This window comes from Streptomyces sp. ADI95-17 (assembly GCF_003846175.1).
In the GTDB taxonomy this organism is placed as follows: Bacteria; Actinomycetota; Actinomycetes; order Streptomycetales; family Streptomycetaceae; genus Streptomyces; species Streptomyces sanglieri.
The window spans coordinates 38,312-51,618 of record NZ_ML123058.1 but is presented as its reverse complement, the minus strand read 5'-3'; the positions used below and the strand labels follow the sequence as shown (position 1 = coordinate 51,618).

The 13,307-nt window shown below is 69.5% G+C and carries 10 protein-coding genes and 2 pseudogenes; 6 read left to right on the top strand and 6 right to left on the bottom strand.

Translation table 11 applies throughout. The features are described from left to right. A pseudogene (locus EES42_RS44130) lies at positions 1–218 on the top strand (hypothetical protein); the annotation flags it as partial. Here the strand turns inward: EES42_RS44130 and EES42_RS44125 are convergent. From EES42_RS44125 to EES42_RS44110, 4 genes are all read right to left on the bottom strand, one after another. Further along, positions 181–435 (bottom strand): DUF4253 domain-containing protein, encoded by a 255-nt coding sequence (locus tag EES42_RS44125; protein ID WP_241197003.1) that lies wholly within the window; start codon positions 433–435, stop codon positions 181–183. The pseudogene EES42_RS44130 and the gene EES42_RS44125 overlap by 38 nt on opposite strands. 338 nt (positions 436–773) lie before the next feature. After that, positions 774–2,120 (bottom strand): MFS transporter, encoded by a 1,347-nt coding sequence (locus tag EES42_RS44120; RefSeq protein WP_124723803.1) that lies wholly within the window; start codon positions 2,118–2,120, stop codon positions 774–776. A 131-nt stretch (positions 2,121–2,251) separates the two neighbouring features. Beyond that, positions 2,252–4,015 (bottom strand): sulfatase, encoded by a 1,764-nt coding sequence (locus EES42_RS44115; protein WP_124723802.1) that lies wholly within the window; start codon positions 4,013–4,015, stop codon positions 2,252–2,254. Next, positions 4,012–5,607 (bottom strand): sulfatase family protein, encoded by a 1,596-nt coding sequence (locus tag EES42_RS44110; RefSeq protein ID WP_124723801.1) that lies wholly within the window; start codon positions 5,605–5,607, stop codon positions 4,012–4,014. Before EES42_RS44110 ends, EES42_RS44115 begins: the two co-directional genes overlap by 4 nt. Before the next feature lie 303 nt (positions 5,608–5,910). Here EES42_RS44110 and EES42_RS44105 point away from each other — a divergent pair, with 303 nt between their 5' ends. From EES42_RS44105 to EES42_RS44095, 3 genes and pseudogenes are all read left to right on the top strand, one after another. Then, positions 5,911–6,903, top strand: coding sequence for a formylglycine-generating enzyme family protein (locus EES42_RS44105; RefSeq protein WP_124723831.1), 993 nt, complete (start codon positions 5,911–5,913; stop codon positions 6,901–6,903). Between the two features lie 50 nt (positions 6,904–6,953). Next, positions 6,954–7,565 (top strand): PadR family transcriptional regulator, encoded by a 612-nt coding sequence (locus EES42_RS44100; RefSeq protein ID WP_124723800.1) that lies wholly within the window; start codon positions 6,954–6,956, stop codon positions 7,563–7,565. Between the two features lie 101 nt (positions 7,566–7,666). Further along, positions 7,667–8,455: pseudogene (locus EES42_RS44095) on the top strand (formylglycine-generating enzyme family protein). Between the two features lie 16 nt (positions 8,456–8,471). On the opposite strand, the gene EES42_RS44090 reads toward EES42_RS44095, so the two are convergent. Together EES42_RS44090 and EES42_RS44085 are read right to left on the bottom strand one after the other, a co-directional pair. Then, the gene (locus EES42_RS44090) at positions 8,472–8,876 is read right to left on the bottom strand and encodes a hypothetical protein (protein ID WP_124723799.1); all 405 of its coding nucleotides are present in this window, start codon (positions 8,874–8,876) and stop codon (positions 8,472–8,474) included. 259 nt (positions 8,877–9,135) lie between these two features. Beyond that, positions 9,136–10,248: an Lrp/AsnC family transcriptional regulator gene (locus EES42_RS44085; protein WP_241197002.1), complete on the bottom strand. Its 1,113-nt coding sequence runs from the start codon at positions 10,246–10,248 to the stop codon at positions 9,136–9,138. Positions 10,249–10,343: 95 nt separating this feature from the next. On the opposite strand from EES42_RS44085, the gene EES42_RS44080 reads away from it, so the two are divergent. Then, entirely contained in the window at positions 10,344–11,633 is a 1,290-nt protein-coding gene (locus EES42_RS44080) for a M20 metallopeptidase family protein (RefSeq protein ID WP_124723798.1), read from the top strand. Between the two features lie 3 nt (positions 11,634–11,636). Next, positions 11,637–13,079 (top strand): MFS transporter, encoded by a 1,443-nt coding sequence (locus tag EES42_RS44075; RefSeq protein ID WP_124723797.1) that lies wholly within the window; start codon positions 11,637–11,639, stop codon positions 13,077–13,079. Positions 13,080–13,307: the final 228 nt, after the last annotated feature.

Genomic DNA, 13,307 nt, shown 5'->3' with positions numbered 1-13,307 from the left:
GTGTCGAGTCCTCGCAGCGGCTTGGCCGGCACCGCTGGGTCGTCGAACGTACCGTGTCTCGGCTGGCCGGCTGTCGCCCCCTGCACCGCCGCTACGAACGCAAGCCTGAGCACTTCCTCGCCTTCGCCGGCATCGCCGCCACGCTCATCTGCCACCGCCGCCTCGCCAAGAAGGCCACTCTCAATCCCACCAAAACCGCCACTCGCGACGCCGCATAAGCTCCTCGTGGTAGGTGGACCAGTCCAGGTCGGGGTCTTCGTAGAAGACATCAGAGCAGGCGAGGTAGTGCTCCGCGGCGAGGACACGGGCCTCGCGGGCGTCCGTCGGCTGAGCAGCAACCGAGAGATACAGGCTTCCGTGTCCAAAGCCCACGAGACGGACACCAAACCGGTGCTCCCAGGAGCGCAGCACTACCGACAGTTCCTGCGCTGTCATGTGATTCGTCATGCCCCGCCAGTCCGGTCGGCCGTGCGTGCACCGGCCTACGATCCGTCGAACGCCGTGGAATCGATCGTCCAAACCCAACGATCAGCCAACGTGACAGTGCCCTCCCGACGCCTACGCACACCAGGCCGTCTGACATGCAGTTTTCACGATGCACAGTGCCCAGTAGACCGAAAGGGCTTTCGACCCCCTATTTCCTGGCGGAATTGACTGCTGGCGGCCGGTGTCGCTTCGGTCACGGTCGTCGTGTTCGGCGTCACGGCGGGCCGGTGCGCTTCGGCTCGGGCGGCGAGGGATCGGGGGAGCACCGTGTGGCTGTTCTTTCCGGTCTATTCGGCGAGAGCCGTCCGTCGCCGGTCCTCCAGGGTGCGCTGGACACAGGCCACATCAGTGGCATAGGTGCGGTAGAGGAGAGTGAGGAAGATGCCGTTGACGAGCACGAGGACGACGAGCACCCACAGGAACACCGAGCGCAGTCCGAAGGCGTCGCCAAGGAAGCCGGCCCCGAGGCTGAACGTGGCGATGGCGACGGCCTCGAAGAGGCTGAGGTAGATGGCGAAGGCCGCGCCGCGGAGTTCGGGAAGGGTCACGGCCATGATCATGGGCCGGTTGACGACCGGATTGATGCCCTGGGTGAGGCCCATGAGGGCGAAGAAGACGGCGAACACACCGATCCCGCCCCAGTCGAACTGGGTGCCAAAGAAGGCCATGGTCGCGAAGGCGAACTGAGCGGCCTGGAGAATGATCACGAGGCCGTTGCGCGGGTTACGACGGACGGCCCAGTCGGCGAGGAAGCCGCCGAGCACAGTGCCGGTGAGAAAGCCGATGCCCATGGGGAAGAGGACGACGGATGCGACCTGGGTGCTGAATCCGTAGACGTCCACCAGGAAGATCACTCCGAACGCCGCAGCGAGAAGTTGCCCGGACAAGAGCCGGGAGACGAGGAGGATCACCAGGCTCGGGATTCGGAAGAGTGCGGTCACCTGCTTGCTGGTGACCTTGGAGTGGGCCTCGCGGGTCTGTTGGTCGAGACCGGCGAGCTGCTGCTCGGACGCGCCCCTGCCTGGGTCGCGCATCCAGAGCAGCAGGGCGACACCGAAGAGGACGTTGACAGTGCCGATGCCCCACAGGCCCCAGCGCCAGCCGTCATCGACCCCGGCGAGCTGTCCCTTCAGGGTGGCGAAGAGGGAGGCGGCGAGGTTGATGACGCCGTACAGCATGCCGACGGCGCGGCCACGGGATTCGCTGTCGAAGAGGTCGCCCAGGATTTCGGTGGTGAGAGGTCCGGAGGCGGCGTATCCGGCGGCGAGGACGGTGATCAGAATCAGGAGCTGGGTGAAGTTCTGGGCGAAACCGGCGGCTATGCCCCACACCCCCCAGAATCCGGTGGCCAGGACGAGGACGCCTTTGCGGGACCAGCGTTGGGCGGCCCACACCCAGAACGGGCCGGCGAACACGCCGACGATCCGGCCTGCGGCGGTCAGGACTCCGAGTGCGCCCAGCGAGACACCGAGCGACTGACGGATCACCGGGAACAGCCCGCTGATCAGACTCGCCTCGGTGTTCTCGACGAGCATGGTGCCGCCGAGAAGGGACAGCTGGCGCCAGCGGCCCTGCACGGGGACCGGCTTCAGCTCCTTCGTCGTGTCGGCGGGTTCCTCGGTAAGCTCTGGCAAGACGCCACCTCTTTTCTTCGTCTCGTTCTTCGCTGGATGGATGCGGGGAGAGGAAGGCAGGCCGGTGACGGGGTAGCCGCCCCGTCACCGGCGTTCACCGGCCCTCGTTGGTGGGTCCCGGCTGCTGGGTCTCAGAGTTTCGCGAGTTCCTCGGCGACCAGGCGCAGCCGGTCGGGCGGGATCCTTCCGCCCGACATCGCGGCGATGTCGATGAGCGGGGTCGGCCCCAGGAACTGCAGGAGTTCCGAGTCGGCGATCCCGGGCAGGTGGCGCCCCAGTACCTCCAGCGCCATAGGATCGCCGATCAGTGTCGCGACCGGCGTACGCAAGGACAGGCGTCCCTCCGGATAGTCCTCGGCGCGGGGCAGCGGCGTCGCGGTCCGTTGGGCTTGGTCACGTTGCGCCCGGACGAGGAGGTGCGCGTCGGTCACCGGGCCTTCGGCGGGCAGTCCGAGGCGTTCGTACTGGCTGGGCGGGGCCTCGGTGCGGCGCATCAGCTCCACGAGGAGGGTCGCGAGCCGTAGTTCCGCCTCGTCGTCGATGAGCGGGGCCAGCTGCTCGGGGTCGTTCTCCAGGTCGAACAGCAGGCTGCCGTGGTGGTACGGGTTGACGAAGGTCCGGCCCGGCATCCGGAGGGTGCGGACCCCCTTGGTGAAGCCGAACGGTTCGGCCAGCTCCACGTCGGCGAGTTCGGCGGGGGTGAAGCGGCCGCGCATGTGCGTCGGCATCAACGTGTGTTCCTCCAGCGGCGTGTTGGAGGTGTCGACGGGTGCGCGCATGTAGACGTATCGGCCGTCGGTGACATTCACGTGCCCGCCGTGGATGCCGAACAGTCCGGCCTGGCGTACGGGTGCGTCCGCGGCGACGGGCAGCGGCACGCCCTGCATGTCGGCCGGACGCTCGATACCGAAGTGCTCCAGGAGGGTGGGAGCCAGGTCGATGGTCTGTACGAGGGTGTCGCGCCGCTCGCCCGCGCAGCCGGTCCGCGGATCCCACGCGAACAGGGGCAGGTGGACGAGCTCGTTGTACCAGGGCTGGACGGACTTGCCCCACCACCCCCTCTCGCCGAGCAGCAGACCGTGGTCGGTGTTGACGATCAGGAGGGTGTCGTCCCAGAGCCCGTACCCGTCCATGGCGTCGAGGACCCGGCCCAGCGAGTGGTCGCACATGGACAGCAGGGCGGCGTACTCGTAACCGGCGTGGGCGACCTGTTCGTCGGTCTCCACCACCTGCTTGTAGTCGGGCCAGTCGAAGTGCGGCCCGTCGTAAGCGTGTGGGTACAGATCCTTGTACTTCTGGTGGCTGAAGAACGGCTCGTGCGGGTCAAAGGTCTCGATCTGCACGAACCAGCGGTCCTCGGCGTGGTTGGCGCGGATGAACTCCAGGCCGGCGTCGAAGGTGAGGGTCTGTGGGTGCCGGTCCTCGGTCGCCATGTGCGGGCGGTTCACCCAGTCCTGTCGGTACGCGGCCGAGCGCATCCGCTTCAGGTCCTCGGGCATCTCCGGATCGGCCACCTGTCCCTTCCACGGGTCGCCCTCCTGCCCGCGGAAGAACTCCCATGAGTTGTAGCGCCCGTGGTAGGTCGCGCCGCCGTCCTCCCAATAGTGCGGATGGTCGCTGGCGAGATGGGTGTACACACCGTTCTGCTTGAGCAGTTCGGGCATCGAGTCGTCGAACGGTTCGAGCGGTCCCCAGCTGCGGTGCAGGAAGTTGTAGCGCCCCGTGTGCAGTTCGCGGCGGGCAGGCATGCAGGGCATCGACCCCGCGTAGGCGTTGTCGAAGGTGACCGTGCGCTCGGCGAGCCGCGCGAAGTTCGGGGCGTGTGTCCAGTCACCGCCGTACGGCGGCAGCATGCGCCGGTTGAGACTGTCGAACATCACCATGATCGCCCTCATCGGACGGACTTCCCTTCTGCAGCCTGCTTCGTGGCGCGTTCCTGGAAGATCTCCATCCACCGCCCCAGGACGTCCGCGGAACGCGGCGGCGCCGGTGCGTGCCAGGGGACCGGCACCGAGGCTCGGGGCGAGCCCAGTCGCTGTTCCAGGTCCTCGGCCAGGTGGGCCCGGCCGGTGTCGCGCAGGTGCTGGGCGTAGCGGGTCGGGTCGGCGTAGTAGACGGGCCCCGCCTGCAGATTGCTCTGCATCGGGTCGGGCAGACAGCCCGGACGGCCGGCGTGCTCGTGCCACCACTCGGCCAGGTGGGAGCGCATCGTCTCGGCGAGAGCGGGCTCCTCGTCGAGGAGGTCACGGCTCAGGTACGGGTCGTCGGTGACGCCGTACAGCTGCTCCCAGGCCGTCTTGAAACACCCCGGGTGATAGGTGCGGATGTAGAGGTGGTCACGGGTGCGGACGGCACGTTGGTAGGTGTGTGCGCCGTGGCCGAGGACCAGGTACGGGCGGGAGCCGGTCTCCTCGCCGCGCACCGCGTCCGCGAAGGAGGCGCCCTGCCAGCCCTCGGGCACGTCGAGGCCAAGCAGTTCGCACAGAGTGGGGGCCAGGTCGATGTTGTAGAGCAGGTCCCCGTTGCGTCGGGCCTCTTCCGGGAGCGTGTCGGTGAGCCCGGGCCAGTACACGACGAGAGGGATCCGCTGCACGGACTCGGTGGCCAGTCCGTGTTCCGCGTACATGCCGTGCTCGCCGAACGCCTCGCCGTGGTCGGCGCTGACGACGATCGCCGTCTCGTCCGCGATACCCAACTCCTCCAGTATGGAGAGGAGTTGACCGAAGTGGTGATCCCAGTAGGCGATGGCGCCGTCGAAGCCGTTGATCAGGTGCTCGAAGTCGGCGCGGGAGCGGATCGCGTCGGGCATGTTGTGCGGCACCGGCGAGGTACCACCGCCGCCGGTGAGCGAGTAGTGCAGGTCCAGGGCGCTGCGCGGACCGTAGATCTCGGCATGCTCCTGGATCGTCCGCTCGTCCGGCCAGGACTGCACGGGGGCAGAGGCCGCCATGCGTTCCGTCCACTCGACGGGCTGGGTGTAGTCGGTGTGCGGGTCCCAGTAGGTGAGGTGCAGGTACCAGTTGTCGTCCTCGGCGTGCCTGCGGATCCAGTCGATGGCGGCGCGGTTGACGTCGGCGGCGTCCTCGTCGCCCCAGTTCCCGGTGGCACGGATGGACTCGCGGAAGTTGCCGTGGAACCAGTAGGCGCGGTGGCGCTCGGCGAAGACGGAGACGGCCGCGGTGTAGTAGCCGTCCAGCTGCAGCCGCTGGCCGAGGAGCGGCCGGTCGGGTTCGGGGCCGTGCCCGGAGTCGAGCCGGAACTGGGCATCGGCACCGTAGTGGCCGACCACACCGTTGGTGATCCCGAACTGGCCGCTGGTCAGGGCGGTCCGGGACGGCAGGCAGGGCGAGTCGGAGCAGTAGTAGCGGTCGAAGACGACCGACTTGTCGGCGAGCTTCTGGAGGTGGGGCGTGGTGGGCCGGTGGTAGCCGTACGGGGTGGTGTGGTCGGCCCGCAGGGTGTCGACGTCCACATAGATGATGCGCAAGGAGAACTCCGGGTGAAGGCGGGAGCCGCAGGCGGCCGGCATCCGTCGAGCGTTCTGGCACATATGTGCGTCAGCAGCTAAGACCCCAGGTTTCAGGGAGGTTGCCGACGGTGTCAAGGTGTCGCACCTCAGTTCTCACATTCGCAATGTTCAGGCATCAGTTCGCCGTTCACGACCGTCGAACCATGGGGTGCCCATCCCTCGATACTTGCCAGCGCATAAGTTCTGACGTACATATAGAGCTTCTGAAGTCAGTTCCGTCGCGCTCGTTCGTACGGCGATGAGGAGAAGCCCTCCATGGACATGGACAGCTGCTGCACCCCGGGCCGCACGGCCGTGCATGAGCACACGGCGCTCCTGCCGGTGCCGTCCGTACCGGCCCCGCTCACCGCGCAGCCGGGGACGCGGCCGGGGCTCGTGGACCTTCCCGGCGGAGAGTTCTTGATGGGCGACACCTTCGGCGAGGGTTACCCGTCAGACGGCGAGCAGCCCGTGCATCGCGTGGAGCTCGCTCCCTTCGCCATCGCCGCGACCGCGATCACCAACGCTCAGTTCGCCGCCTTCGCCGCCGCGACCGGCCATCGCACGGACGCCGAACGCTACGGCTCGTCCGCCGTCTTCCACCTCGCCCTGCGCGCCCGCGCCAGGGATGTCCTGGGGCGTGCTCCTCGCACCCCTTGGTGGTTCGACGTCGCGGGCGCCGACTGGGCCCACCCCGCAGGGCCGCTCTCCCACTGGGAGGAGATCCCGGACCACCCGGTCGTACACGTGTCCTGGGACGACGCCGTCGCCTACTGCCGCTGGGCGGACGCACGCCTGCCCACCGAGGCCGAATGGGAGTACGCGGCGCGCGGCGGGCACCGCGGCCGCCGCTACCCCTGGGGCGACACGCTCACCCCCGACGGCGAGGACCGGTGCAACATCTGGCACGGCACGTTCCCCACCCACAACACCCTGAGCGACGGCCACCTCACCACCGCGCCCGTCCGCTCCCACCCGCCCAACGACCACGGCCTGTACGAAACGGCCGGCAACGTCTGGGAGTGGTGCGCCGACTGGTTCTCCCCGACCTACTACCGCCGCTCTCCCCGGCACAACCCGCTCGGTCCGCGCACCGGCACCGCCCGCGTCACCCGCGGCGGTTCGTACCTCTGCCACGACAGCTACTGCAACCGCTACCGGCTCGCCGCCCGCTCCGCCAACACCCCCGAGTCCTCCGCGGGCAACTGCGGCTTCCGGATCGCCCGCGACGTCAGCGAGGACATGCGAACCGGCTCGACGGGTGAGCTACGGTAAGTCACCCTTCACCCAACCATCCCCTGGCCCCGTCCCGTTGAGGAACCGCCATGCGTCTGGAACACGTCCTTCTCGGCCTGCTGGCCCTGCGTCCATTCTCGGGTTACGACATGCGGAAGTGGCTGGACGGCCCGGGCAAGTACATCGGCTACGGTGTGCAGCTACCTCAGATCTACCGCGTCCTGCCGCGCCTCGTCGCCAACGGCTGGGCGGAGTTCGAGGTCGACCCCCGCGACGGCAAACCTGACGCCAAGATCTACCAGCTCACCGACGCCGGCCGTGACGAACTCCTGGCCTGGGCGCGCTCTCCGTACGAACCCTCCCCACGCCCGATGGACCCCGACTTCAAGCTCCGGTTCCTCTTCGCCGGACAGCTCGGCCCCGACGTCACCCGTGAACTCCTGCGCACCGAACTCGACTACCGACTGGCCCAACTCCACGAACCCGGCTGGATGGACTTCACTACCGTCAACCTCGACCCGGTCCCCGAGATCGACCTGACGTGGGCGCGCACAGTCCAGCTCGCGGCCCACGAATTCGGCTACAGCAACACCGCCGCATACATCGCCTGGCTCCAACTCACCCTCGCCAAGACGGAGATCGCCGCGGGCCGGCCCCCCGGCAACACCCCTTACCGCAGCACAGCAACCACTGCCGACTAAGGGCTGCCCCGCAATCCCTGGTGGATCAGCGTGCGGCGTCGGATGCGGTACATCGCAAGGCGGAGGGACGCCCAAATACTGGATGTATTCGGGCGTTCCGAATGGGTGACTCCTTCGGCGAGGGCTATCCGGCGGACGGTGAACAACCGGTGCACGCGGTACGCGTCACCCCGTTCACCATCGACGTCACCACGGTGACCATGGCGATGTTCCGGGCCTTCGTCGACGACACCACGTGCGTGACCGTCGCCGAACGGGAGGGCAGCTCGGCCATATTCCACCTGGCCGTCGCCACCGAGCGGGCCGACGTCATGGGGCGACCCGGCCACCCCCTGGTGGCTGGACGTACGGGGAGCCGACTGGCGCCACCCCCACCGCCTGTCCACCGCGGAGCCGGACCACCCGGCGGCGCACGTGTCCTGGGACGACGCCATGGCGTACTGCGCGTGGGCGGGCCGCCGCCTGCCGACCGAGGCTGAGTGGGAGTACGCGGCCCGCGGCGGACTCGAGGGCCGCCGCTTCGCATGGGGAGACGAACTCACCCCCGGCGGACGGTGGTTGTGCAACATCTGGCAGGGCACTTTCCCGTACGCCAACACCGGTGCGGACGGCTGGCTGGCGACCGCACGTACCCGCCCAACGGCCACGGCCTGTATGAAGTCGCCGGGAACGTCCGGGAGTGGTGCGCGGACTGGTTCGCGCCCGACTACTACACCCACTCCCCCGCCGCTGGCCCCAAGGGGCCGCAGAGCGGCGAGCGCCGTTTCATACGCGGCGGCTCCTACCTGTGCCACCACACCTACTGCCACCGCTACCGCGTGGCCGCCCGCACAGCCAACACGCCCGCCTCCAGCAGCGGAAACTGCGGGTTCCGGACGGTCGCTGCGTGAGGAGTGGCGCCGAGGGTCAGGAGGCCTCCTCCCTCCCGGTGCCCGCGGCCGACCGCACCGTCTCGACCAGTTTCTGTACGTCGTCGAAGCCCAGGGGAACGATCGGGAGCCCGGCGAGCTGGCTGAGGCGCATGTTGGCCACCATCCGGTGGCGAGGGCTTCCCTCCTTGGGGTGGGCGTCGCCCATGGACTTCTGGACCCGGCGCAGCAGTGCCTCGATGGCCGGGCCGCCCACGGGGTGGGCAAGCCATACCTCGACGGCCGAGTCGGCGTCCGGCTGGTCGGCGTAGGCGTCGCCCGTGACCGGGACCGTCGCGCTCAGCCGGATGTCGCGGCTGGAGGCCCCGATGTCGACGCGGTGGTCGGCGTCCTGGACGAGCCAGGTGTCGGCTGCGGTGTCGCCGACCAGCCGTTGGAACACGTCGACCTGCGCGGTCTTCCGGAGGTAGCTGCGGCGCAGCGGCGGCGGACGGGTGTGGCGCGGCGTGTGGCGCGGGCCTGGGGAGGTGTTCGCGCTGGCGTATGCGGTCGTGGTGCGGTGGTGGGAGGGGGCTTACGGCTGGGAGCGGAAGGAGGTCTGGCCGCGTTGTCTGCACCGCGTCGCCGGTTGTGATGCGGGACTCGCTCTGCAGTGGTGGCGGGTGGTCCAGCCCGGATAGAGCTGTGGGGCACGCAGCGGGTCATGCGTGGTCGGGCGTACCGGGCATCCGATCTGGCCCAGGTCGGCGAGGCTCGGCGAGGCGCCGGATGAGGTTTTCCTCGGTGCATTCGGCTGCCGGGTCGTGCCAGAAGGAGACGGGAACGCCGCGGATGCGGCGGCCTTGCGGGTCGAGGATCTGGCTGGCGAGTTTGAGCGGCCACAGGGTGACGGCCCGGTCGGTGATGGTGAATTCGGGGAAGCGGGCGTACAGACGGGCCTCGAAGGCGGACATGTCCTCCATGGAACGCAGCCAGACGGTCAGCAGGAGGTTGTGCGGGCCGGAGAGTGAGGCGCACAGGCGTGTTTCACGCTGGGCGATGAGCTGTCCGGTTATCCGGGCGGTGGCGTCGGGCGGTGCGACGCCCCAGAGGGTGACGGCGACGGGCCAGCCGGACAGATAGCGGGCCACCTCGCAGCGGTAGATGAGGGCGTCCGCGCGGTGGAAGCGGTCCAGTCGCCGACGGACGGTGCTGGGGCTTGCTCCGGTGCGCTCGGCGAGGAGGGCGGCCGACGTGCGGCAGTCCTCGCCGAGGAGAGCGAGCAGGTGGTGGTCGAGTCCGTCGGCGGAGGAGAGACCGCGGCGGAGAACGGTGCCCCCGCTGGACTGGTCCGGGGTGAGGGCCTGCCTGCCGTCGGGTGCGAGTCGGTCGAGTCGCCAGCAGCTGCCGACGGCGTGTACGGCGGAGGCGATCTGGGAGCGGGTCGCGGCGACCCCGGGAAGCGCCTCCAGGCGCAGGCCGACGTAGCGGGCGAGCGCCGAGTGGTCGGGGAACACACCGGTGAGGATCAGGTCCCGGGAGCCGGTGACGTGGTCGATCGTGATCAGGTGCGGGTCGTCCACGATGGCGGCGGCCACCTGGTGCAGGGTGCCAGCGGCGCAGTCGACCTCGACGATGGCGACCACCGGCGGGGTGGGGCCGATGCCGGCGGGGTGGCAGCTCAGCCACGCGTGTCCGGCTTCGGTCAGCCGTTTCCAGCGGCGGGCCGCCGTCGTGGCATCGACGCCGATGGCCGCGCCGATCTGCTCCCAGCGCGCTCTCGGCGAGGTCTGGAGTGCGGTGACGAGCGAGGTGGTCGAGGTCGTCGAGAACATCGGCCTGGATGGTCGATTCCGGCTGCACATGGCTCATGTATGGCTGTTTCCTGCGGATGATCTCTGCCGGTGGTGCGGCTCGCCACGATACGCCCATGTCACTGCTGAACGAAGCCCGCGCTCTCGCTCCCGTCCTGACCGCGCTGCGTCACTCCTTGCACCGGGAGCCGGAACTGGGCCTGGACCTTCCCCTCACCCAGGCGAAGGTGATCGCCGCCCTGGAGGAGCTGGACCTGGAGATCACGCACGGCCGGGCCCTCAGTTCGGTCACGGCCGTGCTCCGCGGTGGGCGGCCCGGGCCGGCCGTGCTCCTCCGGGGTGACATGGACGCCCTGCCCGTTCACGAAGACAGCGGTGTCTCCTACGCGTCCGTCATCGACGGGCGGATGCACGCCTGCGGTCACGACCTGCACACCACCGGGCTCGTCGGCGCCGCACACCTGCTCGCGGCCCGCCGCGAGCAGCTCGCCGGTGACGTCGTCTTCATGTTCCAGCCCGGCGAGGAGGGCCAGGGCGGCGCCAAGATCATGATCGACGAGGGGGTGCTCGACGCGGCCGGTGAGCGGGTCGTCGCCGCGTACGCCTTGCACGTCGTCTCCCGTGGAGCCCCGACCGGATTCGCCGCCACCCGACCGGGCCCCGTGCTCGCGGCCTCCGACACCGTCCACGTCACCGTGCGCGGCGTCGGCGGCCACGGTTCGTCCCCGCACGCCGCCGCCGACCCCGTGCCCGCGCTGTGCACGATGGTCACCGCCCTGCAGACCCTGGTGACGCGTGAGATCGACATCTTCGACCCGGCCGTCGTCACGGTCGGCCGCCTGGAGGCCGGTACCGCGCCCAACGTCATCCCGGAGTCGGGCCGCTTCTCCGCCACCGTCCGGACCTTCTCCGATGCCTCGCGGGCCGCCGTCCGCATGGCGTTCGAGCGGACCGTGCACGGCATCGCCGCTGCCCACCGCGTGAGCGTGGACATCGACTACGTCCACCAGTACCCGCCGACGATCAACCACGACGGCGAGACCGCCTTCGCCATCGAAGCTGCCCGGGACGTCCTCGGCGAGGACCGGGTCTTCGTGGCGCCGACGCCGCTGGCCGGTTCGGAGGACTTCTCCTTCGTGCTGCGCGAGGTGCCGGGCGCGTTCCTCGGGCTCGGCGCCTGCCCGGCCGGCACCGACCCCACCACGGCCCCGATGAACCACTCGCCCCAGGCCGTCTACGACGATGCCGCGCTGCCCCACGCTGCCGCGCTGCTCGCCGGACTGGCCCTGCGGCGCCTCGCCCGCGCCGCCTCCGCCCGCTCGGATTCGTCCTCGTCCTCACCCTCACCCTCCGTAACATCCGATTCCTCCGCCGGATCCCCGGTCTCGCCTTCCTCGCAGGAATGACCCATGACCCACACCAACAGCCCGGCCAGACCGGTCGCGCAGATCCCCGCACGTGCCGTCACCGCCGTCGTCGGCCTGCTCGTGTTCTTCGAGCTCACCAGCGGGGTCCTCCAGGCGGGCATCACACCGCTCCTTCCTGACCTCGCCGCGCACCTGGACATCGGCACCGCCGACACCAACTGGATCATCTCCGTCCAGCTGCTGGCGGCCGCCGTGTGTGTCCCAATGTTCGGGCGCCTCGGCGACCTGTACGGGCACCGGCGGATGCTCCGGATTGCCCTCGTCGTGACCGCGGCGGGAACCCTGATCGTGGCGCTGGCGGACAGCTACCCGGTCCTGCTGGCCGGGCGGCTCCTCCAGGGACCGCTTGCCGCCCTGCTGCCGTTGGAGATCGCCCTCGTGCGCGACCGGCTGCCCGTCGCCGAGGCACGGCGGGCCATCGCCCTGCTGGTCGGCTCGCTGGCACTCGGCTCCCTCGTGGGCGGCCTGGCCTTGGCCCTGGTCCACTCCGCCTCGGGGGATCTGCGCCTGACCCTGCTCATACCGGCGGCGCTCGCACTGGTCTGCGTGCCCGTCTCGTACATCGCCGTACCCGAATCCGCCCATCGGGCGAGCGGCCGGGTCGACTGGCCCGGCGTGTCACTGCTCAGCGCGGCCGTCCTCGCCCTGCTGAGCGGCGTCGGCGCAGCGAAGAACGGTGCATGGGGCAGCCCGGCGGTCCTGGGCCCTCTCCTCCTCGGTGTCCTCCTCCTGATCATCTGGATTCTCGTGGAGCTGCGCGCCGCCGAACCGCTGGTGGACCTCCGGGCCCTCGCCGGCCGCGAGGCCGGCCCCTTCTACCTCGCGGCATTCCTCTTCGGCATCTTCTACTTCGGTAGCCAGGCCCCCAACACGATGTTCTTCGCCGCAGATCCGGCGACGGCGGGATACGGCTTCGCCCTGTCCGCCCTGGCCATCTCACTTGTTTCACTGCCGGGCTACGTCGCCGCCGTCCTCGGCTCCTTCGCCACCGCGGCGGTCGCCCGGCGGATCGGCTACCGAGCCACCCTGGTGACGGCGTTCGGGCTGGTGGCCGCCGCGTTCGTCCTGTACGCGCTGGTCCACGACGCGGTGTGGCAGATGGCGGCGGAGTCCTTCCTCCTCGGCCTCGGGATGGGCCTGTCGCTCGGCGCCATGCCCACCGTGATCGTCGAGGCGTCGGACGCCTCCCGCACCGGCATCGCCGCCGCCCTCTACAGCAACGTCAAGACCCTGGGCGGCGCGGTCGCCGGCGGCCTCTTCGCCTCCCTCCTCAGCGCCTTCGTCTCTCCCACGACCGGCCAGCCCGGCGAGAACGGCTACCGCACCGTCTGGCTCCTCGGCGCACTCTGCGCACTGGCGGCCGCCGCACTCAGCGGGCTGGCCCGCCGTCACAAGGGAAAGCCGCCCGGGAACGCCGGCCAGTAGCTCGTAGCGCGATCATGGTGCTTGCCCATGGAGCCGCACAGCAGCTCAAGTCCGTCAGGGAGACCGCCCCAAGACGAAGAACACCGACCTGACCTGTCACCGAAGTACACCGAGCACCCCAGGAACGGAGCCGTACCATGCCCAGCCTGACCAGCAGAATGATGCCGACCGTGCTGAGGCTTCGCGGCACCAAGAAACTCTTCAGCTCGGCGGAGGCTGTCCGGGAAC